The sequence below is a fragment of the Ollibium composti genome (genome assembly GCF_004801285.1).
In the GTDB taxonomy this organism is placed as follows: Bacteria; Pseudomonadota; Alphaproteobacteria; order Rhizobiales; family Rhizobiaceae; genus Mesorhizobium; species Mesorhizobium composti.
The window spans coordinates 41,894-67,506 of sequence record NZ_SSNY01000006.1; the positions used below are offsets into that span (position 1 = coordinate 41,894).

Annotated in this window: 18 protein-coding genes and 1 pseudogene; 6 read left to right on the forward strand and 13 right to left on the reverse strand. The window is 66.5% G+C overall.

Going from position 1 to position 25,613, the window contains the following annotated elements:
- Nucleotides 1–38 precede the first annotated feature (38 nt).
- Both E6C48_RS11575 and E6C48_RS11580 read left to right on the forward strand, forming a co-directional pair.
- Nucleotides 39–1,559 carry a phosphomannomutase/phosphoglucomutase gene (locus tag E6C48_RS11575; protein ID WP_136357305.1) on the forward strand — a complete coding sequence of 507 codons (1,521 nt, stop codon included), beginning with the start codon at nt 39–41 and terminating at the stop codon, nt 1,557–1,559.
- An 11-nt stretch (nt 1,560–1,570) separates the two neighbouring features.
- Nucleotides 1,571–3,871 carry a mannose-1-phosphate guanylyltransferase/mannose-6-phosphate isomerase gene (locus E6C48_RS11580; protein WP_136357307.1) on the forward strand — a complete coding sequence of 767 codons (2,301 nt, stop codon included), beginning with the start codon at nt 1,571–1,573 and terminating at the stop codon, nt 3,869–3,871.
- A gap of 23 nt (nt 3,872–3,894) precedes the next feature.
- Here E6C48_RS11580 and E6C48_RS11585 read toward each other — a convergent pair whose 3' ends face one another.
- The 7 genes from E6C48_RS11585 to E6C48_RS11615 all read right to left on the reverse strand — a co-directional run bounded on the left by E6C48_RS11585 (nt 3,895) and on the right by E6C48_RS11615 (nt 12,545).
- On the reverse strand, nt 3,895–5,760 hold the full coding sequence (locus E6C48_RS11585) for an ABC transporter ATP-binding protein (protein WP_136357308.1): 1,866 nt from the start codon (nt 5,758–5,760) through the stop codon (nt 3,895–3,897).
- A 37-nt stretch (nt 5,761–5,797) separates the two neighbouring features.
- A complete protein-coding gene (locus E6C48_RS11590) occupies nt 5,798–6,553 on the reverse strand; it encodes a DUF1028 domain-containing protein (RefSeq protein WP_136357311.1) in 756 nt (251 codons plus the stop codon).
- Between the two features lie 2 nt (nt 6,554–6,555).
- Nucleotides 6,556–8,340 (reverse strand): gamma-glutamyltransferase family protein, encoded by a 1,785-nt coding sequence (locus E6C48_RS11595; RefSeq protein WP_136357312.1) that lies wholly within the window; start codon nt 8,338–8,340, stop codon nt 6,556–6,558.
- Between the two features lie 24 nt (nt 8,341–8,364).
- The gene (locus tag E6C48_RS11600; protein ID WP_136357314.1) at nt 8,365–9,240 is read right to left on the reverse strand and encodes an ABC transporter permease; all 876 of its coding nucleotides are present in this window, start codon (nt 9,238–9,240) and stop codon (nt 8,365–8,367) included.
- Complete coding sequence (locus tag E6C48_RS11605) at nt 9,237–10,184, reverse strand: ABC transporter permease (RefSeq protein ID WP_136357316.1); 948 nt, start codon at nt 10,182–10,184, stop codon at nt 9,237–9,239. Before E6C48_RS11605 ends, E6C48_RS11600 begins: the two co-directional genes overlap by 4 nt.
- 71 nt (nt 10,185–10,255) lie before the next feature.
- Complete coding sequence (locus E6C48_RS11610) at nt 10,256–11,758, reverse strand: ABC transporter substrate-binding protein (RefSeq protein WP_136357318.1); 1,503 nt, start codon at nt 11,756–11,758, stop codon at nt 10,256–10,258.
- 55 nt (nt 11,759–11,813) lie between these two features.
- Nucleotides 11,814–12,545 (reverse strand): FadR/GntR family transcriptional regulator, encoded by a 732-nt coding sequence (locus E6C48_RS11615; protein ID WP_136357320.1) that lies wholly within the window; start codon nt 12,543–12,545, stop codon nt 11,814–11,816.
- Nucleotides 12,546–12,848: 303 nt separating this feature from the next.
- Here E6C48_RS11615 and E6C48_RS11620 point away from each other — a divergent pair, with 303 nt between their 5' ends.
- Entirely contained in the window at nt 12,849–13,544 is a 696-nt protein-coding gene (locus E6C48_RS11620) for a GntR family transcriptional regulator (RefSeq protein WP_407940979.1), read from the forward strand.
- 82 nt (nt 13,545–13,626) lie between these two features.
- On the opposite strand, the gene E6C48_RS11625 is transcribed toward E6C48_RS11620, so the two are convergent.
- Nucleotides 13,627–14,250, reverse strand: a complete 624-nt coding sequence (locus E6C48_RS11625; RefSeq protein WP_230978743.1) for a TetR/AcrR family transcriptional regulator — start codon at nt 14,248–14,250, stop codon at nt 13,627–13,629.
- A 119-nt stretch (nt 14,251–14,369) separates the two neighbouring features.
- On the opposite strand from E6C48_RS11625, the gene E6C48_RS11630 reads away from it, so the two are divergent.
- Nucleotides 14,370–15,575 carry an FAD-dependent oxidoreductase gene (locus tag E6C48_RS11630; protein ID WP_136357327.1) on the forward strand — a complete coding sequence of 402 codons (1,206 nt, stop codon included), beginning with the start codon at nt 14,370–14,372 and terminating at the stop codon, nt 15,573–15,575.
- Nucleotides 15,576–15,760: 185 nt separating this feature from the next.
- Here the strand turns inward: E6C48_RS11630 and E6C48_RS23110 are convergent.
- Nucleotides 15,761–16,226: pseudogene (locus tag E6C48_RS23110) on the reverse strand (GntR family transcriptional regulator); the annotation flags it as partial.
- Nucleotides 16,227–16,289: 63 nt separating this feature from the next.
- Between E6C48_RS23110 and deoC the strand changes: the two are divergent.
- The gene (gene deoC, locus E6C48_RS11640; RefSeq protein ID WP_407940984.1) at nt 16,290–17,285 is read left to right on the forward strand and encodes a deoxyribose-phosphate aldolase; all 996 of its coding nucleotides are present in this window, start codon (nt 16,290–16,292) and stop codon (nt 17,283–17,285) included.
- 73 nt (nt 17,286–17,358) lie between these two features.
- Nucleotides 17,359–19,734: an aldehyde dehydrogenase family protein gene (locus E6C48_RS11645; RefSeq protein WP_136357331.1), complete on the forward strand. Its 2,376-nt coding sequence runs from the start codon at nt 17,359–17,361 to the stop codon at nt 19,732–19,734.
- Nucleotides 19,735–19,807: 73 nt separating this feature from the next.
- On the opposite strand, the gene E6C48_RS11650 is transcribed toward E6C48_RS11645, so the two are convergent.
- Genes E6C48_RS11650 through E6C48_RS11665 form a run of 4 tightly spaced genes read right to left on the reverse strand, consistent with a single transcriptional unit; the run spans nt 19,808 to nt 25,605 of the window.
- On the reverse strand, nt 19,808–21,376 hold the full coding sequence (locus tag E6C48_RS11650; protein ID WP_136357334.1) for an indolepyruvate oxidoreductase subunit beta family protein: 1,569 nt from the start codon (nt 21,374–21,376) through the stop codon (nt 19,808–19,810).
- A complete protein-coding gene (locus E6C48_RS11655; protein ID WP_136357336.1) occupies nt 21,373–23,526 on the reverse strand; it encodes a thiamine pyrophosphate-dependent enzyme in 2,154 nt (717 codons plus the stop codon). Before E6C48_RS11655 ends, E6C48_RS11650 begins: the two co-directional genes overlap by 4 nt.
- Nucleotides 23,527–23,557: 31 nt before the next feature.
- Entirely contained in the window at nt 23,558–24,043 is a 486-nt protein-coding gene (locus tag E6C48_RS11660; RefSeq protein ID WP_180375535.1) for a MarR family winged helix-turn-helix transcriptional regulator, read from the reverse strand.
- Nucleotides 24,040–25,605 carry a phytoene desaturase family protein gene (locus tag E6C48_RS11665; RefSeq protein WP_136357337.1) on the reverse strand — a complete coding sequence of 522 codons (1,566 nt, stop codon included), beginning with the start codon at nt 25,603–25,605 and terminating at the stop codon, nt 24,040–24,042. The genes E6C48_RS11660 and E6C48_RS11665 overlap by 4 nt, the downstream gene beginning before the upstream one ends.
- Nucleotides 25,606–25,613: the final 8 nt, after the last annotated feature.

Sequence of the window (25,613 nt, forward strand, 5' to 3'; positions counted from 1 at the left end):
GCGTGCTAGGACTGGTTCGACAACGGGGAGCAGACGCCGTGAGCCTGAACATCGTCGGCCAGGCCAGGCCGAACACATTGGCCTTCGAGACCAGCGCCCTCGTCAAGGCCACCGGCTTTCGCGAGTATGATGCGCGCTGGTGGTTCGGACACCCGGGGTCCGAGAAGGAGCCCGAGTTGAACCTGATGGGCGCCCAGGCGCTCGGGATGGGGCTCGGCACCTTCATCCGCCGAAAGGGCCTGCCCCCGGAAATCGTCACCGGCCACGATTTCCGCAGCTATTCCATGGGCATCAAGATGGCGCTTGTTTCGGGGCTGATGGCAGCCGGCGCGCGTGTCAAGGATATCGGCCTGGCGCTCTCCCCCATGGCCTATTTCGCCCAGTTCGCGCTCGACGCGCCGTCGGTGGCAATGGTCACGGCCTCACACAACGAAAACGGCTGGACCGGCGTGAAGATGGGGACGCAAAGGCCGCTGACCTTCGGCCCGGAGGAGATGACGGCCCTGAAGACGCTCGTGCTTGCCGGCGATTTCGACCTGGTGGGCGGCGGAAGCTACGAATTCGTGCCGGGATTCCGCGACAGGTATATCGAGGATCTGACTGACGGAAAGAAGGTCGGCAGGACGCTGAGGGTGGTGGCCGCCTGCGGCAACGGCACCGCCGGCGCGTTCGCCCCCGAAGTGCTCGAGCGCATCGGCTGCGAGGTGATCCCGCTGGACACCGAGCTCGACCATACCTTCCCGCGCTACAACCCCAATCCCGAGGACATGCACATGCTGCATGCGATCCGGGAGAAGGTGCTGGAAACGGGCGCCGACATCGGGCTCGGCTTCGATGGCGACGGCGACCGTTGTGGCGTTGTCGACAACGAAGGCAACGAGATATTCGCCGACAAGATCGGCGTCATGCTGGCGCGCGACATCTCCGCCCTGCACCCGAAATCCGTCTTCGTCGCCGACGTGAAGTCGACCGGCCTTTTCATGACCGACCCCGTGCTGATGAAGAACGGTGCGGTCACGGATTACTGGAAGACAGGGCACTCCTACATCAAGCGGCGCGTCGCCGAACTCGATGCCATCGCCGGCTTCGAGAAATCCGGGCACTTCTTCTTCAACGCGCCGATCGGGCGCGGCTACGACGACGCGCTCATAACCGCCATCGCCATATGCGAGATGCTGGACCGCAGCCCGAAAAAGACGATGGCGGATCTCTATCGCGACCTGCCGCCGACCTTCGGTACACCGACGATGTCGCCGCACTGCCCCGACGAAGAGAAATACGGCGTGGTCGACAAGGTCGTCGGCGCCTTCACGAAGATGAAGGGAGACGGGACCGCCTTCGCCGGCCAGCCGCTGGCCGACCTGGTCACCGTAAACGGCGTGCGCGTCACGACGCCGGACGGCACCTGGGGCCTCGTCCGCGCTTCGTCGAACAAGCCCGAAATCGTCGTCGTGGTGGAGAGCCCGGTTTCGCCGGAACGGCGCCGGGAGGTGTTCGAGGCGCTGGACGCGGTGCTGCGCCGCAATCCGGAAGTCGGAGCCTACAACCAGACATTCTGAGAGGGTGAACCATGCCGGACCGGATCGTCAGTTTCGTTATGAGCGGGGGCGTGGGCTCGCGGTTGTGGCCTCTCTCGCGCGAAGACAATCCCAAGCAGTTCCACGACCTTTCAGGCAATGGTTCGATGCTGGCCAGGACCGTGCGGCGGCTGAAGGCGTGGCCGGTCGGCGAGACGCCGATCTACCTGATCGCATCGGAGCGCCATGCTGATCGCATCATCTCCGACATCGCCCCCCTCGGCCTGAACGGCGGCCGGCCGATCTTCGAACCGGTCGGGCGCAATACCGCTGCGGCCGTCGCCGTGGCGACGCTCCAGGCGATCCATGAACACGGCAGCGACGCGCTCGTGCTCGTCGTCCCTTCGGACCACGAGATATCGACCGAGCTGCAATTCTGGGAAACCGTCGAGGCGGGCAGGCCCGCCGCCGAGCGCGGAAACATCGTCGTGTTCGGCATCAGGCCGACGCATCCCGAAACCGGATACGGCTATATCGAGGTAACGGCAGAAGGCGGCGGCGTGGCAGCCGTGTCGCGCTTCGTCGAAAAGCCCGACATCGAAACGGCGCAACGCTACGTGTCCTCGGGACGGTTCTACTGGAATGCCGGCATCTTCCTGTTCCATGCCGGGACGATGCGCAGCGCGCTCGTCGAGTTCCGGCCGGACATCTGGGAAGCGGCGGAGCGGGCTTTCGGCGCCGCGCGAACCGATGTCTCCGGAATCTACCTGCCGCAAAGCTTCTATGCCGCCATCCCCTCGACCTCGATCGACTACGCGGTGATGGAACAGGCGCGCGATATCGCCATGGTCACGGCTTCCTTCCGCTGGAACGATCTCGGATCGTGGCAATCGCTGCTCGAGGCGAGCCCGGCCGACGACGCCGGCAACGTCATGATGGGCGACATCGTGGCGCTGGATTGCGACAGCTGCTACCTCCGCAGCCAGGGCAGGCTGCTCACCGTTATCGGCATGAAGGACGCGGCGGTGGTGGCGACGCCGGACGCGGTGTTCGTCGCACCCGTCAGCCACAGCCAAAACGTCAAGAAGGTCGTCGAGCAGCTTGAGAAAAGCGGGCGCCTCGAAACAAAGTTCACGGCATCCGAAGACCGCGTCGTCGTCAGCGGCTCCTGGCGCAAGCGCGTCGAGCACTGGCTGTTCGACGAAACACTGCCGCTATGGTCGACGGCGGGCGTCGACCACGTCCATGGCGGCTTCCACGAGGCGCTCGGGTTCGATACACGACCGCTCTGCAAGCCGAAGCGCATGCGCACCATGGCGCGCCAGATCTATGCGTTCGCGGTGGCCAAGGAGCGCGGCTGGAGCGGGCCGGCCGACAGTCTACTCGACCACGGCATCGGCTTCATCGCCCGACATGGCCGCAGCGGCCGCGGCGGCTGGGTTCGCACCCTCCACACCGACGGCCGCGTGGCCGACCCGGCGGAGGACGCCTACGACCATTCCTGCGTGCTGCTCGCGCTTGCCCACGCGCATCGCTGCGGCCACCCGGATGCCCTGCGGCTGGCCGGCGAGACTTTCCAGTTCATCGACACCCATCTGGAGGACAACAGCCTGAACGGCTTCCTCGAAGTCCCCGGCGGCGAGGACATGCACTTCTCCAATCCGCATATGCACATGCTGGAAGCCTTCCTCGCCTGGCACGCGATCACCGGCGAGCGCGCCTATCTGCGCCGGGCGGCACGCATCATCGATCTCTTCCGCTGCCATTTCTTCGACCAGGAAAGCTGGACGCTCGGCGAGCGTTTCAACGGCGAGTGGCAGCCTCTGCCGGGGGAGGACGGGCAATGGACCGAACCGGGGCACCATTTCGAATGGGCCTCGCTGCTCGTCGCCTTTTCGCTGGCGAGCGGCCAGAAGGACCTGGTGCCCTATGCGAGGAAACTCTATTCCTCGGCCATCGCCAGCGGGCTGAACCGCGCCACCGGCCTGGCCTACGGCGCGGTGACGCGCAACGGCACCCCGCTCGACCGCATCTCCCGGAGCTGGCCGCAATGCGAGGCGGTCAAGGCCGCCGCGGCGCTCGACGGCATCGGCGGACCGGACCTGAAGCCGGAGATCGAAGCGCGCGTCGCACGGCTGTTCAGATGGCATATCGATCCCGCTCCCATCGGCCTGTGGATGGACAGGATCGACGAGCGCGGTAGGCCGGCGGCGACCGAGGTGCCGGCGAGCATCTTCTATCACCTGGTGACCGCGCTGATGCAGTATCTGGACAAGACGGCAGGACAGGTCGAGCCGTTCCCGGCGCGGATTCCGGAGAAGGATGCCGCGCAGGCCAATCGGGCCTACGCCTGACCCGAAGCGGCCGCGCGTCTGCGCTACATGCCGTCGTCGACGCGAACGAGATGGCCGGGCGCCACCTCGTCGTAGCGCCGCGTCGGCGTGACATAGCCGAGCGGCCGGACGGGGCTTTTCAGTTCGTCCACGCTGAGGTTTCGCCTGATGCCGCGCCGTGCGGGGTCAGGCACCGGCACGGCTGCCATCAGCTTCTTCGTATAGGAATGCCGGGGGTTGGAAAACACCGCCTCGCGCGGGCCGATCTCGACGATTTCGCCGAGATACATCACCGCCACGCGGTGGCTGACGCGCTCGACCACCGCCATGTCGTGCGAGATGAACAAGAAGGCGAGCTTCAGGCTCTGTTGCAGGTCCATCAGAAGGTTACAGACCTGCGCCTTGATCGACACGTCGAGCGCCGACACGCTTTCATCGGCGACGATCACCTTGGGATCGAGCGCAAGCGCCCGGGCGATGCAGATGCGCTGCCGCTGGCCGCCGGAGAATTCGTGCGGGTAGCGCTTCATCATGTCGGGGCTGAGGCCCACGCGCTTCAGAAGGTCCGCCGCCTTCTCGCGCGCCTCTGACCCCCTCGCCAGCCCATGCTCGACGATCGGCTCGGCCACCGTCGCGCCGACGCTCATGCGCGGATTGAGGCTGGCGAAGGGATCCTGGAAGATCATCTGGATCGAGCGACGGGTCCGCCGCATGGCGGCGGTGTCGAGGGTCAGCACATCCTGCCCGTCCAGCAGGACGGTACCGGCGTTCGGCTGGACAAGCCGGGTGATGGAACGGCCGGTCGTCGACTTGCCGCAACCGGATTCGCCGACGAGCGACAGCGTCTCGCCCTGCGCGAGATCGAAGGAGACGTTCTCCACTGCATGGACGGCGCCGACCTTGCGCCCCAGCACCCCGCCCAGCACATCGAAGCGGGTGGTCAGGTTCCTCACGTCCAGCACCGGGGCGCCGCGCTCGACCGTATCGGCTACCTCCGACGGTTCGCTACGCAAGCCCGTCTCGACATCGACGATGGGGAAACGCAGCGGCCACGAATGGCCGGCCATCGAACCGAGCCGCGGCACGGCCGACAACAGCGCGCGGGTGTAGGGCTGGCGGCCGTTGCGGAAGATGTCTTCCGTCGCGCCCGTCTCGATCGCCTCGCCCCGGTACATGACGATAGTGCGATCGGCGATCTCGGCGACCACACCCATGTCGTGCGTGATGAACAGGACCGACATGCCCTCCTCTTCCTGCAGCACCTTGATCAGGTCGAGGATCTGGCCCTGGATGGTGACATCGAGCGCCGTGGTCGGCTCATCGGCGATCAGCAGGCGCGGCCGGCTCGCCAGCGCCATAGCGATCATGACGCGCTGGCGCATGCCGCCGGAGAACTGGTGCGGATAGTCGTCGAAACGCGAAGCGGCGTTGGGGATGCGCACCTTTTCCAGAAGCCGCACCGTCTCGGCCCGCGCCTCGGCCTTGGCGATTTCGCCGTGGCAGGTCAGCGCCTCGGAGATCTGCCGGCCGATGGTGAAGACCGGGTTCAGGCTGGTCATCGGTTCCTGGAAGATCATCGCGGCATCCTTGCCGCGCACCTGCCGCATCTCCTTGTCGGACAGCGCCAGCAAGTCCTTACCGTTGAGCAAAATGGAGCCCTCGATGCGGCTCGACCCCTTGGCGAGCAGCCGCATGACCGACAGCGAAGTCACGCTCTTGCCCGAACCGCTTTCGCCGACGATGGCGACGGTCTCTCCGGGCATGACGTCGAAGGAGACATCCTTCACCACCGTCTTCCAGTCGCCGTCGACGCGGAAGGCAGTGGTCAGCCCACGCACCGAGAGGACCGGCTCAGCGGCTGAGGATGAAGCACCTGCGGCCGAAACCCTGCTCGTAAGTACGTCGCTCATCGCACCATCCGTTCCGGCTCCGATGCCATAGGGGCCCTCATGTTTTCGGCGGCGTGGCGAAGGAGGCCGAAGGCCGCCCCGTCGCGATGCGTTCGGCTTCGAGCGCGGCGATCTTCTCGTCGATCTCGCGCCGGTCGATGAGGCCGCTCGGATTGCGCCGCGTCGCCATCGTCTCGGCGACGTGAAGATAGCGTTCCTGGGCGACCGCATAGAGCCGGCGCAGTTCCGCCAGCGGGTCTGCATGGTCGTCGGCGTTGAGGCGAAGCCATGCATAGTCCTGGTCGCGATAGACGACGAGCGCCGCCGACTGCCGGCCGCGCTTGTCGCCGCCGGCATCCTCGCCCGCCTGCATGGCTTCGAGCAGGCGCTCGGCGAAAGGTTTCGACGCTGCCTTGCGGTAGGTCGCCAGCGTTTGCGCAATGACCTGCGGCCCCGCCAGCATGTTGCCGGCCACCGATATGTCCTCCTCGACCAGATGACCGGCCCAGTCGATGCACTGCGCGCCGGTGAAGGCGGCGTTGCGCCCGGTCGCGTCGACCAGGTGCATCTGCCGCTGGTCACGGCCTTCGTCGCGTGCGGTCAGCTCAGCCACGACGGCCTTCGGCTCCTTGCCCATCGCCAGCGCCGCCAGTCCGTCGACGCCGTAGAGCGGATTGACGAAGGCCTGCGTCGCGACGGCACCGACGCCGCCGCGAATGTGGGGCACGATGCCGCCGACGGCGAAGAAGCGGCTGGCGACGGCGACGCCGAGATGGCCGGTGGCGGGGTCGCGGGCGACAATGGACCAGGTCATCGCTACCGCCCCACCGCATAGGCCTGCATCAGGCGCGGCGTCGCTGCGGCGCGCAGCAGACCGTCGGCGTCGCGCCTGGCGGCGGTGAGCCGGCCGATGGTCCACGGGTCGGACACGGTCAGCCGGTGGCCCTTGACCTTGAGCGCGTCCAGCACCGGCTCGCCGAAATTCGCCTCGGCGATCAGGCTGCCCGGCTCGCGGGTGCGCGGATAGAAGGAGGCCGGGAAATGCGCGGTGTGAAACAGCGGCATGTCGATGGCTTCCTGAAGGTTCAGGCCGTGATGGACATGGCGCAGGAAGAAGGACAATTGCCACTGTTCCTGCTGGTCGCCGCCCGGCGTGCCGAAGGCGAGTGTCGGGCGGCCTTGGTAAAGCCCGAGCGACGGGGTGAGCGTCGTGCGCGGCCTTTTCCCCGGCTCCAGCGAGGTCGGCAGGCCGGGCGTCAGCCAGAACATCTGGGCGCGCGTGTTGAGGCAGAAACCGAGGCCGGGAATGGTCGGCGAGGATTGCAGCCAGCCGCCGGACGGCGTCACCGACACCATGTTGCCTTCGCGGTCGATGACGTCGATATGGACGGTGTCACCGCGCTTTTCCGACAGATGCGCCATGGTCGGTTCGTAGACTGCGCCGGTCTGCGAGTCGGCGTCGAGCAGCTTCATCGTCAGGTCAAACTGCTTTTCGAAGCCGGGCACCTTGCCGGGGCGCAGATCGAGCGAGGCCCTGTCCGTGATGAGTTTCCGGCGCTGGTCGGCATAGGCATCCGACAGCAGGTACTCTATCGGCACGTCGCTGAAATTCGGATCGCCGTAGTAGACGTCGCGGTCGGCGAAGGCGAGCTTCATCGCCTCGGCGACGGTGTGGACGAAGTCGGCGCCGGCAGAGTCCATGGCGCCGATGTCGAAGCCTTTCAGCAGCGACAGGCATTGCAAAAGCACTGGCGCCTGTCCCCATGGCCCGACCTTGGCCACCGTCCAGTCGTGGTAATCGTAGGTCAGCGGCTCCTCGATCGTCGCAGACCAGCCCGCCATGTCATCGGCACTCAGCACGCCCTTGTGGCGGCTGCCGCTCGCGTCCATCACTTCCGCCTTGTCGAGATAGGCCTGGATCGCCTCGGCGACGAAGCCGCGATAGAAGGCGTCGCGCGCCGCATCGATGCCGGCCTCCCTCCCCTTCTTCGCCTCCGCCTCGGCGACGATGCGCTTCCACGTCTCTGCAAGAACCGGGTTCTTCACATTGGAGTGCGGCGCCGGCGCCGAACCGCCCGGCAGCCATGTCGCGAAGGAAGTCGGCCACTCCTTCTCGAAGAACTCGGCCATGCCGGCGATGGTGGCGGCGACGCGCGGCAGCACCGGATGGCCTTGCTCGGCGTAATAGATCGCCGGCTCCAGCACATCGCGCACGCTCATCGTGCCGTAGTCGCGCAGCATCAGCATCCAGCCGTCGAAGGAGCCGGGAATGACGGTGGCGAGCAGCCCGTCGCCGGGGATCATCGACAGGCCGTCGGCCTTATAGTGCTCGATGGTGGCGCCGGCGGGCGCCGGCCCCTGCGCGCAGATGACCTCGACCTTGTCCTTCTTCTTCGAGTAGACCAGCGCCGGCATGTCGCCGCCCGGCCCGACCAGATGCGGCTCGACGATCTGCAGGACGAAAGCCGTCGCCACCGCCGCGTCGAACGCGTTGCCGCCCTTCTCCAATATGCTCATGCCGACCGCCGAGGCGATCCAGTGGGTGGAGGCGACGACACCGAAGGTTCCGAGGATTTCGGGGCGGGTGGTGAAGGCTGGCATTCTCAAATTGTCCTTTTCAGAAAATCACGCTTCACGCGGATCGAGCGCGTCGCGCAGGCCGTCACCCAGAAGGTTGAAGCCGATGACGACAAGGAAGATCGCCACCCCCGGCCACATCGCCATCCAGGGCGCCTGCGACAGGTAGTTCTTGGCAACGTTGAGCATCGAGCCCCAGCTTGGCGCCGGCGGCTGCTGGCCGAGACCGAGGAAGGAAAGGCTCGCTTCGGCGATGATGGCAGTGGCGATCGTCAGCGTCGCCTGCACGAGGATCGGCGCGAAGACGTTGGGCAGGATGTAGCGCAGGATGATCGAGGAATGCCTGAGGCCGATCGAGCGCGCGCCCTCCACATAGTCCTCGGTCTTGACCGAAAGCACCTGCCCGCGGGTGAGGCGGATGAACACCGGCATCGCCGACAGGCCGATGGCGATCATGGCGTTGGTCAGGCTGGGGCCGAGGAAGGCGGCGAGCGCGATGGCCGTGATCAGGAAGGGCATCGCCAGGAACGCCTCGGTGACGCGCGAGATGATCTGGTCGGTCCAGCCGCCGAAATAGCCGGAGATCAGGCCGAACGGAACGCCGATGGCCACCGCGATGCCGACCGAGACGACGCCGGCCAGCAGCGAGGCCTGCGCGCCCCAGATCATGCGCGAGAGGATGTCGCGGCCGATGTCGTCGGTGCCCAGCCAGTGCATCGCTGACGGTGCCTTGCGGATCGCCGACCAGCTGGTCGCGTTCGGGTCGGGGATCGGCAGCAGCGGCGCCAGAACGGCGAGCAGCGTGAAGAAGGCGATGATGACAAGCCCGACGAGCGCGCCCTTGTTCGCCTTCAGCTTGCGCCAGGCGCGGCTCGGCGAACGCTGGCCGGTGGCCGACAGATCGACCTGTTCGAGCGCGGTCAAAGGGCGGCCCTCATGCGCGGGTTGAGCAGCACGTATAGTACGTCGGCGATCAGGTTCATGACGATGAAGCCGACCGCCGTGCACAGCACCACGCCCTGCACCACGGCATAATCGCGGGTGAAGACGGCATCGACGATGAGCTTGCCGAAGCCGGGGATGGTGAAGATCTGTTCCGTCAGCACCGCGCCGGCGAGTAACTCGCCGAACAGCAATGCGCTCAGCGTCACGATCGGCAGCACGGCGTTGCGGAAAGAATGTTCCAGCACCACCGCCCATTCCGACAGGCCCTTGGCGCGGGCGGTGCGGATATAGTCGGCGCTCAGCACCGACAGCATGGCCGAGCGGGTGTGGCGCATCAAGGTGGCGGCGAGCGCGTTGCCGAGCACGAAGGCCGGCATCAGCATCGTCTGGATCGAGCGCAGCGGGTCGTCGAAGAAAGGCTGGTAGCCGGAGGCGGGCAGCCAGCCGAGCTTCACCGAAACCAGCAGGATCAGCATGATGCCGAGCCAGAAGTTGGGGATCGACAGGCCGGACAGCGCGACCACATTGGCGATGTAGTCGAGCGCGGTGTTCTTCTTTACCGCCGCCAGAATGCCCATCGGGATGCCGATGACGAAGGCGAAGATGATCGACATCACCGCAAGCTGGATGGTGACCGGCAGCTTGTCGCCGATCAGCTTCAGTACCGGCTGGTTGGTCTTCAGCGAAATGCCGAGGTCGCCCTGCAGCGCCGAACCGACCCAGCGGATGTACTGCACCGGCACCGGATCGTTGAGGTGGTATTTTTCGCGCAGGTATTCGATCGTCTGCGGGTCGCGATCCTCGCCGGCAAGCGCCAGCACCGGGTCGCCCGGAAGCAGCTTCTGCAACGAGAAGACGAAGATCGAGATGATCAGCAGCGTCGGGATGGCGACCAGCACGCGCTTGCCGATGTAGCTGTACATGATGGTCTTCCCGAGCGCGAGGTTCCGGGGAAGCGGCGCCGGCCAATGCCCGGCGCCGCCGATGCGAAAGGTCAGTCGGCCTTCTTCACGCCGGCGAGCCGGATCATGCCGTCGGGATAGGGCACGAAGCCGGTGACCTTCTTGTTCATCGCCCAAATCCACGACTGATGACCGATCCATGTCATCGGCATGTCGTCCTGGATGATGGCCATGGCGGCATCGTATTTCTGCTTGCGCACGGCCTCGTCGGGCGCCTCGCGCGCCGCATTCAGCAGCTTGTCCACCTCCGGATTGCAGTATTTGGAATCGTTCAGCGCCGCCTTGCAGGTCAGGAACTGGTGGATGTTGCCGTCCGGATCAGCGCGGCCCGACCAGTCGGCGCGGCCGACCTGATAGTTACCGGCGGTCATCTCGTCGAGCAGCGTGGTGAATTCCGTCGCCTTGAGGCTGACGTCGAAGCCGGCCTCCGCCACCATCGACTGGACGATCTGCATCATCTGCATGACGACGGGATTGTTGGTGACGATCATCTCCACCGGAACCCGGTCGAAGCCGGCCTCCTTGACTAGTGCCTTGGCTTTCTCGATATCGCGGGCGGGAACGGGGAAGTCCTTGTCGAACCATGAGCTTTGCGGGTTGAAGGGCTGGTTGCCGGCGACCGAGGTGCCTTCATAGACGATCTGGTTGGCCGCCTCGCGGTCGATCGCCAGCGAGAAGGCCTGGCGCAGGCGCTTGTCCTTGCCGATCGGCGTGGTGGCCTTGTCGCCGACGTTGAAATAGATGCCGAGCCAGCCGAGGTTGACGACGCTCTGATAGGATAGATTGGCGTCGGCCTTGACGGCGGCCGCGTCGCTCGCCGCCAGCCGCTCGATCATGTCGAGGTCGCCGGCACGCAGGTTGGCGAGCCGCACGGTGGTGTCGGGAATCGGCAGGTAGGTCACCTTGTCGATGAAGATGTTGTCCTTGTTCCAGTAGTCCTGGAACTTCTCCAGCACGATGCGGTCCTGCTGCACGCGCTCGACGAACTTGAACGGGCCGGAGCAGACCGGCTTGTTGCCGAAATTCGTGCCCTCCGCTTTGGCCGCCGTCGGCGAGATCATCATGCCGGCGCGGTCGGAGAGCGTGGCGAGCAAGGTCACGTCCGGGCTCTTCAGCGTGAACTTGACCTCGTATTCGCCGTTCGCCTCGACCTTCTCGACCGACTTCAATTCGCTCTTGCGCTTGGATTCCGGCAGCGTCATCGAGCGGGTCACGTCATAAACCACGGCGTCGGCATTGAAGGGTGTGCCGTCGTGGAACTTGACGCCTTCGCGCAGCTTCATGGTCAGCACCTTGCCGTCGTCCGACCACGCCCATTCGGTGGCGAGTTGCGGCACGATCTTCAGGTCCGGCGACAGGTCCACCAGCTTGTCGCACAGCGCCGTATAGACGATGCGGCCGACGAAGGTCTGCGACTGTGCAGGATCGAGAATGTCGGCGTCGTCCTGCAGGCCGATCTTCAGTTCGGCGGCAGTGGCCGGAAGCGCGAGCAGCGCCCCCGCCATCAACGCAGGCAAGAATTTAGCGATCTTCATGTCTTTCTCCTCCCTATGTTTGTGCAATGGCGCCTGTCGTGACGCCTTGTTTTCGTCAGGTTAGTTCCTTTTCCGCGTCGGCTTCCTGGCGATCCAGCGAAGTGATGCGCACGAGGCTTTCCTGCAGCGTCAGCAGGTGGCGGCGCATGGCCTCGCCGGCACGCACCGGGTCGTGGGCGGCGATCGCATCGACGATGGCCAGGTGCTGGGCGTTGATGAGTGGGGCGGTCCCCGCAGCGGTGCGGGCGCGCTGCCGGATCGTCTGCCATGTCGAATCCTGTCGCACCCGGTTGATGACGTCGAAGATGGCGAGGAAGAACTGGTTGCCCGCGCACCGCGCGATCTGGCGGTGGAGGGCGCCGTCCCAAAGCTCGTGGCTGTCGGCATCGGTGCTCTGCTCCGTCCTGCCGGCCAGCTCGTACAGGCGCTCGACGTCCTTGGTCCCGGCCCGCACGGCAGCCAGCTGCGCCAGCTGCGGCTCAATGCGCAGGCGTACTTCCATGACCTCCATCGGGTTCGTCCCGGCAACAAGCGAGCCGACATGCTCGCTCAACATGTCGGGGCGCGGACCGGCATAGGTTCCCGATCCCTGCCGACGCCAGACGCGACCCTCAGCCTCCAGCACTTCGAGCGCGCGGCGCACGGCACGGCGACTGACGCCGAGGGTCGTGGAAAGCTCACGCTCGGTCGGCAACCGACCGTCGGCCTCCAGAGTGCCCGAGCGCAGCAGGCTGCGCAGCCTCTCCAGCGCGTAGTTGGAATTCCCTGTCGGTTCGTCAGACGGCATCGAGGCGCTTAATGGTTCGAACCAATTCGCTATTGGTTCAACACAAACCGAAATTGACCCAGCGTCAAGGGATTTGTCGTAAATTTTGCTTTCGGCAGCATCGGCATACGGCGACAAGGGCGAGCGAAGGCGGCACGACCTTGCTTCTCTCGGCCAGACCCTATCGCCTTCCGGTCAATCCGCCCTCGATGGAGCCGACGTTTCCCGTCCCCTTGTGTGACGGGACGCAGATGACTACGACAGGTCGGCTAGACGGCCGGGCTGGTCAGGTCGCAGCCGCATTGGAACGATAGGGATATCTCCGTGTCAGTCGACGTCTTTGCCCCGATAGCGTCGCGCAGCACCATCCAGGACGGCGTCTACCGCCAGTTGCGCTATGCGCTGATGACGGGCCGCTTCGAGCCCGGCCAGACGCTGACCATGGCGGCGCTGTCGGAATCCTTCGGCACCAGCCACATGCCGGTGCGTGAGGCGCTGCGGCGGCTGGTGGCAGAGAACGCGCTCGAACTGGCGGCAAACGGCTCGGCCCGCATCCCCGCCACCAGCCGGGCCAGGCTCGACGACCTGTGCCGCGCGCGCATCGCCGTCGAAAGCCTGGCGACCGAGCTTGCCGTGCCCAACGTCACCGCCCGCGACATCGTCGAACTGGAAGACACCATCCGGGAGCATGAGACGATCGGCCTGACCGACAGCGTCTATGCCATGCTGGACAAGAACCAGGAGTTCCATTTCCACCTCTACGGCGCTTCGCGCTCGGAGGTGCTGATCCAGCTCATCGAGACGCTGTGGCTGCGCTTCGGCCCCTATATGCGCATGCTGACGCATCACATCGAGCCGCTGCTGAAGACCGACAGCGCCGGCGCCTATTCGATCCACCACCGCGAGATCGTCGCGGCGCTGAAGGGAAAGGACGTGGTCGCCGCCCGCGCCGCCATCGTCGCCGACATCGAAGCGACGCGCGACCTGCTGCGCGGCCTGATCGGCGAGGAACAGTCCTGAACAAGCGAAAATAGCCCTTCTCGGCGGGGCGCTCTCGGAAAGACCGTTCAAGCCCGGTGCCGTGCTTCTCATCGATCTGGACTCAGGCGTCCGTTCCCGGCATCGCCGCATCGGTGGCGAGGAGGCGCCGCATCGCCTCGAACTGGCGGTGGGCCAGCCCAGCGATGGCGGCCTCGTCGAATTCATTCATATGGCGCAGCGACCAGCGATCCATCGCCTGCAGCAGGGCGAACACCAGCTCGGCCTGCAGCGAGGCCGGCAGGTCGTCGCGCACCGCGCCACAGGCGCGACCGACGGCCAGCACGCGGCCGAGCCAATCGGCGACGCCAGCCAGGACCCGTTGCAACGCGGCGCTTCGTTCGGCCGACAGGTCGGGCAGGTAGAAAAGCCGGCCCAGATCGGCATACCAGTCCTGCCTGGCCGAAGCCGCCAGCGCCTGCGCCAGGAACGCCTCGACGCGATCCCAGAAATCCGCTCCGGCCAGCGTTTCGGGATCGGGCGCGTCCAGATCCCGCGCCAGCGCCGCGGACGCTTCCTCGACCACGCGGTCGAACAGCGCCTCCTTGGAGCCGAAGTAGTGGTAGAAGGAACTCTTGCTCATCCCGCAGGCGCGGATGATCGCATTCAGCGAAGCCTGTTCGAAGCCGTGGCTGGCGAATTCGCCGGCCGCCGTCGCCAGCAATCGCCTGTAGCGCTGCGGCGCCATCACGCCAGGAACCCGCTCAGTCGTTCGTTCACTCATCTGTGTAGAATAGCAGACTGGACCGACCGGTCCAGACGCACTATGAGTTTTGGACTGACCGGTCCAAAGAATAGGAGTGCGGCATGTTCGTGAAAGTTTCGTTGAAGGAACAGGTGGAGAAGCAGCGCGCCGACCGGCTGCGCGTGCTCGTCGTCGGCGCCGGCGTTGCCGGGCTGACGCTGGCGCAATTGCTGCGACGGGGCGGGCTCAACCCGGTGCTGATCGAGCGCGCCCTGGACAATGCAGACGAAGGCTACATGCTGGCGCTCATGCCGCTCGTCGATCCGGCCATGCAGGCACTCGGCATCAAGGATGAGTATCGCGCCGAAAGCGTTCCCTTCCATCACTATCGCCTGCACGGTCACAACGGACCGTTGCTGCGCGAGTACGAGATCGACACGCTGCTGGATGCCTATGGCGACTACCGGGGCCTCGCACGCGGCGAACTGCTGGAGGTGCTGGCGACGCACGGCGCGCCGATCAGCCGTGGCGCCACGCTGAAGTCAATTCAGCAGACGGCCAAGGCCATGGAAACGGTGCTGCAGGATGGCAACGGCACCGTCGAGGCAACCTTCGACGCCGTCGTGCTGGCCGATGGCCTGCATTCAGAAAGCCGAGCCATGCTTCTCGATGCCAGCCAGGTGACGACCTATGACACGGATTGGGCCGGGTGGGTCGCCTGGATCGAGACCGATGCCGCCCACGCCGATCAGGGCGACGAAATCTGGGGGGCGGATTTCTTCGTCGGCATCTATCCCGTCAAGGGCCGGGCCGGCGTGTTCGTCGGCGGCGACCGCGCCGACATGCGTGAAGGACCGGCCGCCTTCATCGCCCATATCCGCAACCAGCTGACCACCGTCGATCCGTGGTTCGAGCGGGCGCTGGCGACGGTCGAGGCCGGGAAAGACCTCTACTTCTGGAAGCTGACCGACTGCCGGGCAGACACATGGGTTGTGGGTCGCGTGGCGCTGGTGGGCGACGCCGCAGCCGGCTTCCTGCCGACCGCCGGCATCGGTGCAGGCATGGCGATGGAATCGGCGACCGTCCTCGCCCGCCACCTGCTCGACGCCGGCCCCGAAGACGTCGGCGAGGCGCTTCAAGCCTATGAGCACGCACAACGGCCACGGGCCGAGGCCGCGCAGGACAATTCGCGCCAACTGGCGAAGCTGATGTTCCGCCACAGCCGAGCGCTGGCGGTTATCCGCGACCTCGCCGTGCGGCTGGTGCCGCTAGCGACGGTGCTGGGACCGATCCGCAAACTTCTCGACCACCGGCCGATCTCGGCGTGACGCTACGGCAGGCAGTGCGCCCGTACGGATGAACCGGACTGCCGCGCCATTCCACTCCATGGGACAGGGCAGCCGAGGGTGAAGCATTGCGCCGATCTGCGGTGGCCTCAACTGTTTCAGTCCGCCGAGGAAGGCGTTGGCGTTCTGATTGCGGCCTCAGGCAGGGCTGAGCCGGTCCCGTCCGCTCAATAGGTCCGGTGCAGGTCGATGGTCAGACGCGTACGGTCGGGGTGGTGCCAGGACTCGAAGTATTCGAGCACCTGCCTGTTCTGGTCGTAGGTCACCTCGCGATTGACAGGACGTAGCTGTTCATCTCGACCTGCAGCTAGGCGGCGATGGCTTCGTCGCCGATGCGGGCAAGCTCCACCTGCCGCTTGCCGATCGTCGCCACGGCGCCATAGCGCTTGGCAAGATACTGGTAGAGTGACACAGTCTCCAGTTCGTTCGACTGCAACAGGTCGGGAAAGCGCGAATAGGGAGGTAGTTGCGAACCAGGAGGAAGACGATGCCGTCGGCGTAGCACAGCCGCTCGAGGAAGATCGCGTCATGCTCGCCGATCTGCTTGGCGACGTGCGCCGACGGGCGGATGCGCTCCGTCTCGATCAGGCTGGCGTGGGCGAGCGATTGCAGGGCCTGCCGCACGACGCTACGGATATCGGAATGCGCGATTCAGATCAAATCGGGAGCGGCAAGGTGAGTGCGAGCGAAGCTGTCATCGAGGGCGTCTCGGCGTCCAGCCACGGAATCGGGACCAACCTGCCCCAGCCGTCGAATCCCGGCATTGGTCTCACGCTTGATCCCGTCGATTCGGTCCGTGTGAACCTGTCTGCGGCGGAGCGGCGGACTTCGGCGCTGGCCGGGCGACGGACCGTGAAGAAGGACTGGCAAGCGGCGTGGCTGGTGCGCGCCATCCAGTGCATCGATCTCACCACCCTGAACGGCGACGATACGGCCGGCCGCGTGCGGCGGCTGTGCGCCAAGGCGCGCCAGCCCTTGCGGCCGGACCTGCAGAAGGCGCTGGGCTTGAGCGGGCGCAGCATCACCACCGGGGCGGTGTGCGTCTACCACCGCTTCGTCGCCACGGCTGTCGAGGCGCTGGATGGCTCGGGCATCCCGGTCGCCGCCGTCTCCACCGGCTTCCCGACGGGCTTGTCGCCGCTTTCGACGCGGCTGAAGGAGATCGAGGCTTCGGTTGCCGACGGGGCGCGGGAGATCGACATCGTCATCACCCGCGAGCACGTGCTGACCGGCAACTGGCAAGCCCTCTACGACGAGGTGAAGACCTGCAAGCAGGCCTGCGGGCCGGCGCACATGAAGACCATCCTCGCTACCGGCGACCTGCAGACGCTGCGCAACGTCGCGCGCGCCTCGTGGGTGGCGATGATGGCCGGCTCCGACTTCATCAAGACCTCGACCGGCAAGGAGGGCATCAACGCGACGCTGCCGGTGACGCTGACGATGATCCGCGCCATCCGCGACTACCGCGAGATGACCGGCCATGTCGTCGGCTACAAGCCGGCGGGCGGCATCTCCACGGCCAAGGACGCACTGGCCTACCTGGCCCTGATCAAGGAGGAGCTGGGCAATGACTGGCTGCAGCCGAACCTGTTCCGCTTCGGCGCGTCATCGCTGCTGGCCGACATCGAGCGGCAGCTGGAGCACCACGTCACCGGCCGCTACGCGGCCTTCAGCCATCATGCCATGGCATGATCCCGCAAAGTGGGAACCGGTTTGCGAACAAGATCGCGCCAAAGCAGAGAGCCGGCTTAGATAGAGAGAAAAAATGTCGATTGCTGAGATACTGGATACGATGGAATACGGCCCGGCGCCCGAGAGCGACAAGGAAGCGCGCGCCTGGATCGCCGCCCTCGGCGGCGAGACGAAGCTGTTCATCGGCGGCCAGTGGAGAAAGGCGAAGTCCGGCGAAAGTTTCGAGACGGCGTCGCCGGCGACCGGCGAAGTGCTGGTGAAGATCGCGCAAGCCGGTCCCGCCGACGTCGATGCGGCGGTCAAGGCGGCGGCAAAGGCGCAACCGGGCTGGGCCGCACTTTCCGGCCACCAGCGGGCGCGCTATCTCTACGCGCTGGCCCGTCTCATCCAGCGCCACAGCCGGCTGTTCGCCGTTCTGGAAGCGCTCGACAACGGCAAGCCGATCCGCGAGACGCGCGACATCGATATCCCGCTGGTCGCCCGCCACTTCTATCATCACGCCGGCTGGGCGCAGCTGATAGACACCGAACTCGCCGGGCGCGAGGCGCTCGGCGTCTGCGGCCAGATCATCCCGTGGAATTTCCCGCTGCTCATGCTGTCGTGGAAGATCGCGCCAGCGATTGCGCTCGGCAACACGGTGGTGCTGAAGCCGGCCGAATACACCTCGCTGACAGCACTGCTGTTTGCCGAAATGTGCCAGAAAGCGGGGCTTCCTGAGGGCGTCGTCAACATCGTCACCGGCGACGGCGCGACCGGCGAGCAAATCGTCAACCATCCCGGCATCGCCAAGATCGCCTTCACCGGTTCGACCGACGTGGGCCGCAAGATCCGCGAGGCAACAGCCGGCACCGGCAAGAGCCTGACGCTGGAACTCGGCGGCAAGTCGCCCTTCATCGTCTTCGACGACGCCGATTTGGACGCGGCCGTGGAAGGCGTCGTCGACGCCATCTGGTTCAACCAGGGCCAGGTGTGCTGCGCCGGCTCGCGCCTGCTGGTGCAGGAAAGCATCCACAACCGCTTCGTCTCCAAGCTGACGGCGCGCATGGAGACGCTGCGCGTCGGCGATCCGCTCGACAAGGCGATCGACATCGGCGCCATCGTCCATCCGGTGCAGCTCGCCCGCATCCGCGAGCTGGTCGACGCCGGCGTCAAGGAAGGTGCCGAGCTGCATCAGCCCAAGGCCGGACTGCCGGCCAAGGGCTGCTTCTACCCGCCGACGCTCTTGACCAACGTGCATCCGGCCTCGACCGTCTCGCGCGTCGAGATCTTCGGGCCGGTGCTGGTCGCCACCACCTTCCGCACGCCGGCCGAGGCGGTCGAGCTTGCCAACAACACCGAATACGGCCTTGCCGCCTCCGTCTGGTCGGAGACGCTGAGCCTCGCGCTCGATATCGCGCCGAAGCTCAAATGCGGCGTGGTGTGGGTCAACGGCACCAACATGTTCGACGCCGGCGTTGGTTTCGGCGGCTACAAGGAGTCCGGCTTCGGCCGCGAGGGCGGGCGCGAAGGGCTTGCCGCCTATTCGAAGCCGAAATGGATCGCAAAGGCGAAACCGATTACAGACAAGCCGGCGCCACAGGCGAGCGGCGACGTCGTCTCCACCGGCTTCATCGACCGCACGGCGAAACTCTACATCGGCGGCAAGCAGGCGCGGCCGGACGGTGGCTATTCGCGGCCCGTGCTTTCACCCGCCGGCGCCCTGGTGGGCGAGGTCGGCGAGGGTAACCGCAAGGACATCCGCAATGCGGTGGAAGCGGCGCGCAAGGCGGCCGGCTGGGCAACGGCCAGCGAGCACAACCGCGCGCAGATCCTCTATTACATCGCCGAGAACCTAGAGGCGCGCGCGGCCGAGTTCGCCGAGCGGCTTTCCGCCATGACCGGCAGGCGCAAGGCCGACACCGCGAGGGAAGTGGCGGCATCCGTCTCGCGCCTGTTCTCCTACGGCGCCTGGGCCGACAAGTTCGAGGGCGCCGTGCACAAGCCGCCGCTGCGCGGCGTGGCGCTGGCCATGAACGAGCCGCTCGGCATCCTCGCCATCGCCTGCCCGGAGGAACCCGGCCTGCTCGGCTTCGTCTCCACCTTCGCGCCGGCCATTGTCATGGGCAACCGCGTTGTCGTCGTGCCGTCCGCATCGCAGGCACTCGCCGCCACCGACTTCTACCAGGTGCTGGAGACCTCCGACGTGCCGGCCGGCGTCGTCAACATCGTCACCGGCGACCGGGCCGCTCTGGCACTGGAACTGGCCAAACACGAGGAGGTCGACGGGCTGTGGTGGTTCGGCAGCGCCGCCACCGCCGGCAACCTTGAAAAGGCTTCGGCCGGAAACCTCAAGCAGGTCTGGACCGAAACGGTGCAGCGCGACTGGTTCTCGCCCGCCCAGGGCGAAGGCACCGACTTCCTCGCCAAAGCAACCCAGGTCAAAAACATCTGGGTGCCTTACGGCGAATAAACAAACCGCACGACTGGCCGAGCAAGGGCGGCCCCACACATCGGGGACTGGCCGCCTGCCCGGTGCCGGCGGATCAGCCGGCGTTCTGCGCCGGGCCGTCGGTAAACGAATGGACGGTCTTGATAGCACCGTCGAGCATCTTGCCTTCGGCGTCGGCAAGGGCGGCCTCCCGCAGCCGACGCAGCCAGTCGGCCGCATCCTGCCGGCCCCGGAGCAGCGGCAGGCAGGCCAGCACATGATCGAACTTCGACTGGCCGCGCGCATGGGTGTCGGAATAGCCCTTCATGAGCCGGCGGCACTTCAGCACTTCGACGCCCAGTGCATAGTCCCTTGCGCGCTCGGCTTCGGCCAGCGCCAGCCATTCCTTGGTATGCGCGGCCTCGACCTTGTGGCGCAAAAGGCTGCGGCGGAAATGGCGCAGGCCGCCGATGACCCACAGCATGCCGAAGCCATGGATGGTGTCGGTGCGGATGCGCCGACCGCGATCGACGAAGCGGTTGAGCGTCTTCATCAGGCCCGGTCGTGCCTCGATGGCTGCGCCCAGCCCCGCCGGCATCAGGCCCACGATCTCCTCCATGCGCGGGTGGAAATATTCCGTCGTGGCGAGCGTCTGGCTGTCGGCCAGCTTCACCTCGGCGCGCACGCGGTCGGCGCGGCCGGCACGGGTCTTCAGGTCGGCGACGCGCACGATGTCGTCATAGACCATGGCGTTGGCGAGATACTTCGCCGCCTCACGCGAAAAGGCGAAATCTTGTCCCGCGTTGTCGGCAGCGACAAGCCGCTCGATCTGGGCGAGGTATTCATCGCCATAGGCGAGGTCGAGGAAGTCCACCGTCTTGCGCAGGCCGGGCTCCGCCATCTCGCGGACCGGTTCCGGCAGCGCGGCGGCGCGGCCGAGAAGCGCCTGCCAGCCTTGCGCCAGCCGCTGCGGGATGACGGTCGCGCGCGCTCCCGCAGGCTTGACTGCGGCTTCGCCATCGCCGGTCGTGCCGGCCGCCCGGTCATAGGCCAGTGCGAAGGCGGCGAGGCTCGCCTGCGCCCCCTTGCCGCCGGCGCCGACGGTGGCCTCGAACGCCTCGCGCGAAAAGGGCAGTTCGCCCGAACCGGCGAGCGCGCCGAACAGGCTGGCCGAGACGACGCTGCCGGCCTTCTTCGCCATCGTCTCCATGTCGAAATGGATGAAGCGGCGGGCGGCCTCGCCGGCGCGGCGGATCACCGTGTCGGAATCGGCGCGGCCGTCGCCCGGCACGATCTTTTCCGACACCGCCAGCATGCGGTGGCTGGAGGCGATCAGCGTCGTGCGCTCCGGCGTCACGAAGCCGCGCAGCACCGCGCGGCCGGCTTCCGCCAGTTCGGCGGCGATGAGGATATCGACGTCGCCGGGCGAAGGGCTGAGCGACAGCACCGGCTCGTCGTGCGGCCGCGCCGGATCGCGCGGCATCATCTCGACATAATAGATGGTGGCGCCGGTGCGTTGCGCCACGCCGGCGACGGAGGTGGACTGCACATGCCACCCGGCGCGCTGGGCGACGTCAGTCACCCAGCCCGACAGCACGCCGCCGCCCTGGCCGCCGACGGCGAGGATGCAGATCTTGATGATGCGGCCGGTCGTATCCGGCCCTTCAGGCAGACCGAGTTTCATGCCGCCTGCTCCCCGAAGACCGGCCGGCCGCGTTCGCGCCAGCGTTGCAGCGTCGAGATGACCCGCTGCCTGAGCCCGAACAGGAACCGGTCCCAGCCGGTCGGATTCGACACCACGTCGGCCTGGTAGAAGGAGGGGCACAGCACGGCGGCGTCCGCCACCTCGCCGCAATTGCCGCAGCCGACGCAATTCTCGTCGATGGAGGCGACCGGATCGTCGCGCAGCGGGTCGTCGAGGTGCTTGACCGTCAGCGACGGGCAGCCGGACAGCCGCATGCAGGCGTGGTCGCCGGTGCAGACGTCCTCGTCGACGCCGAACTTGGTCTTCACCATGCGCTTGCCTTCGGCCGCCATCTTCTTCTTCAGCGGCGCCTCGCGGCGCTGGCGGTTCAGCATGCACTCGGAGGAGGCTACGATGACTTTCGGCCCCTTCTCCTCGGTGGTCAGCGCCTCCTTCAACGCGTCGCGCATGGCGCCGACGTCGTAGGTGCGCTCGATGTGGCGCACCCAGTTCACACCCATGCCCTTGATCGCCTCGGTGATCGGATGCTTGGTCGATTTCGTCCGGTTGTTGGCGCGCGAGGACAGAATATCCTGCCCGCCGGTGGCGGCGGAATAGTAATTGTCCACCACCACGATGACGCCGTCGTTCTTGTTGAAGACGGCGTTGCCGATGGAGGAGGTCAGGCCGTTGTGCCAGAAGCCGCCGTCGCCGACGAAGGAGATGGAACGGCGCTTGGCGTCCGGCGAATTGAAGGCCGAGGCCGAGGCAGGGCCAAGTCCGTAGCCCATCGTCGTCGCGCCCAGTTCGAAGGGCGGCATGATCGAGAACAGATGGCAGCCGATGTCGGAGGCGATGTGGTGCTGGCCGAGTTCCTGTTCGGCCAGCTTGGTGGCAGCGAAGATCGGCCGCTCCGGGCAGCCGACACAGAAGCCCGGCGGCCGCGCCGGTACGGTCCTGGCGAGGTCGTCGTAGATCGGCGGCGCCGGCACGTTGGGCGCGCGGATTTCCGGCGCCAGCATGTCGCCGGCGTGCTGGCGCAGGAAGGCGCCGATACCGTCGAGCATCACCTGGCCGGTGTATTCGCCGGCCATCGGCAGCAGGCCCTTGCCTTCCAGCTTCACCGAGGCGCCGGCCTTGTAGAGCATGGAGCCTAGTTCCTGCTCGAGATAGTCCGGGTGGCCTTCCTCGACCACCAGAACCGCTTCCTTGTCGGCGCAGAAGCCGACCAGCTCGTCCTCGACCAGCGGATAGGTGACGTTGAGCACATGCAGCGGCACCTCGGTGTCGCCATAGGCGTCGGCGAGGCCGAGCCGCTGCAGGGCGCGGATGACGCCGTTGTACATGCCGCCCTGCATGACGATGCCGACCGGGCCGTTGCCGCCGAACGTTTCGTTCAACTTATGGCGCCTGATGTAGTCGATGGCCGCCGGCCGCCGCTTGGTGATCTTCTCCTTCTCGTGCAGGAAGGAAGCGGGCGGCAAAACGATGCGCTGGGTATCGCGGCGCGGGTTTTCCAGCGCCTCGGCCACCGTCATGGTGGGGCGTTTGTTGTCCTTGGCGGTGAAGGAGCCGTGCACGTGGCAGCAGCGGATGCGCACCTGCAGCATGACTGGCGTGTTCGAGGCTTCCGACATCTCGAAGCCGTGCTCGACGGCGGCGACGATGGAGGGCAGGTTCGGCCGCGGATCGAGCAACCAGACCTGGCTCTTCATGGCGAAGGCATGGCTGCGCTCCTGCATGATGGAGGAGCCTTCGCCGTAATCCTCGCCGACGATGATGAGCGCGCCGCCGGTGACGCCGCCGGACGAAAGATTGGCAAGAGCGTCGGAGGCGACGTTGGTGCCGACAGTCGACTTGAAGGTGGCGGCACCGCGGATCGGGTAGTGCACGGAGGCCGCCAGCATGGCGGTGGCGGTGGCTTCCGAGGCGCTCGCCTCGAAATGCACGCCGAGTTCGCCGAGGATTTCCTGCGCGTCGGCCAACACGTCCATCAGGTGGCTGATCGGCGCGCCCTGGTAGCCGCCGACATAGCCGACGCCGCATTGCAGCAGCGCCTTGGTGATGGCGAGAATACCTTCGCCGGTGAACTCCTCGCCGGCGCCGAGCTTCAGCTTCTTCACCTCTTTGGCGAACGATCTCTCGGCCATTGGGTCATCTCCTCAGATTTGTGCCGGCGCCTCAGAAGTCGTGCTTGCGGATGTTGCGCAGCATCTTCTGCAGCGTCGCCACGAAAGCGGCACGTTCCTCGGCGTCGATGCCCTTGAACATGCGCGCATAGCTCTTGCGCATCGTCGGCCACAGCGTCTCGAAGGCGGCACGCCCCGCCTCGGTGACGGAGACGCGGGTGGCGCGGTTGTCGGCGGGATCGGCGATGCGACGCACCAGCCCGTCGGCCTCCAGCGAATCCAGCGCGCGGCTCAGCGTCGATTGCTCGGCCACCGCATAGACCGCCAGTTGCGAGATCGTCGGCCCCTCGATGACGGACAGCACCGCCAGCGCCCGCATCTTCGGCGTCGTCAGGCCGAGCTTGGCAAGGTCGTGGCGCAGCGAAGCGTTGTAGCGGCCCATGATGCGGTTCATCAGGTAAGGCGCGAACTGTTGCAGGCCGATCTCGCCGAGGCGCGGGCCTTCCGCCTGTTCGCCGATGGTTGCGCGGTCGTTCATCCGAACTCCTTGGCAACGAGGAAGCCCGAGCCGCCGCCGAGGCCCGGCCCCGGATGGGTGGAGGCACCGATGTGATAGAGGGAGCGGATCGCCGTGCGGTGGTTGACCGAACCGGCGAGGGGACGCCAGACGAAGAACTGGTCGATGGTGCAGGCGCCGCCGTACGGGTCGCCGCCGACGAGATTGACGTTCATCGCCTCCAGATCGGCAGGAGAATAGGCGCGCCGCGCCAGCACGGTTTCGCGGAAGCCCTCGATGTGGTTGGCGAGGATCGCCTCGATGCGGTCGGCGAAGGCTTCGCGCGTCGCCGCATCCCAGGTCCCTTGGGTCGGGATGGTGCCTGCCGCATCGCCCTTGATGGCGCGCGGCGCGTCCGGCACCTGGATCCACAGGATCGCCTTGCCTTCCGGACAACGCGACGGATCGAGCGCCGCCGGCTGGCCGACGCACAGCGTCGGTGTTTGAGGCAGCATGCCGCGCGTCGCCTCGTTGTGCGATTTCGAGACGGCGTCGATGCCGTCGGTAAGATGGGTGAGCGCGACTTTTTCGAGCCCTTGCGTCTTCCAGCGCGGCGCGTGGTCGAGCGCATAGTGAAGCTGGAAATCGCCGCGGCCATGGCGATAGGCGCGCGTCGCCTCGCGCGCGGGGGGCGGTGCGTCGGAGCCCAGCAGCCGGCCGTAAAGCTGACTTGGCGGAACCGAGGCGATGACGGATTTTTTCGCTTCGATCTCCTGCCCGCCGGCAAGCCGCACGCCGACCGCCTTGCCGCCGCGCACCAGGATGCGCTCGACATCGGCGCTGGTCCGAATCTCGCCGCCGTGTTCCTCGATGAGGCCGCGAAACGCGTCCGCCGCCTTGCCGGCACCACCCTTGACGATGGGCGCGCCCGCCGCCTCCAGCGCGAAGGCGACGACCTTGCCCATCTCGGCCGAATAGGTGTCTTCCGGCGATAGGCCGCAATGCAGCGTCCAGGGCGCGTAGAGCGCCTGGATTTGCGGCGAGGCATAGCCTGTCTCCAGCCAGCCGCGTGCCGGCCTGAGCGCCGTGCCGAAGTAATCGACCAGCCCGCGCAGGCCGCGCCGCCAGGCCTCGCGCGCCAGCAGCTTCGCCGTGGCGAAACTCCACAACTGCCCGCCGAGCAGGCCGAACAGCAGCGGCGCATTGGCTTCGATCGAACCGACGTCGGCGGCGTGGCGGTCGCCGTCGCCCGCCGCCAGCGTGTTGAAGGCCGCGACGTTGGCGGCGCGGTCCATCGTCAGCACGGCGCTGGAGCCGTCCGGCCTGAGCACCGCCGTCGGATGCGGCGTATGGCAGAATTCGAGCCCGTGGCGGGCAAGGTCCTGACCGAGCGCGGCATGGGCCGGACCGGTCAGGAACAGCACGAAGGTGGCCGCCATCACGTCATGCGTGAAGCCGGGAAGCGTGGCGGCGCTGCTCATCATGCAGCCGCCGAGACGCTCCTCGCGCTCCAAGAGCAGCACCGACGCGCCCTGCCTGGCCAGCATCGCTGCCGCCACCAGTCCGTTGATGCCGCTGCCGATGATAACGTGATCGTGGGCCACGGTCGTCG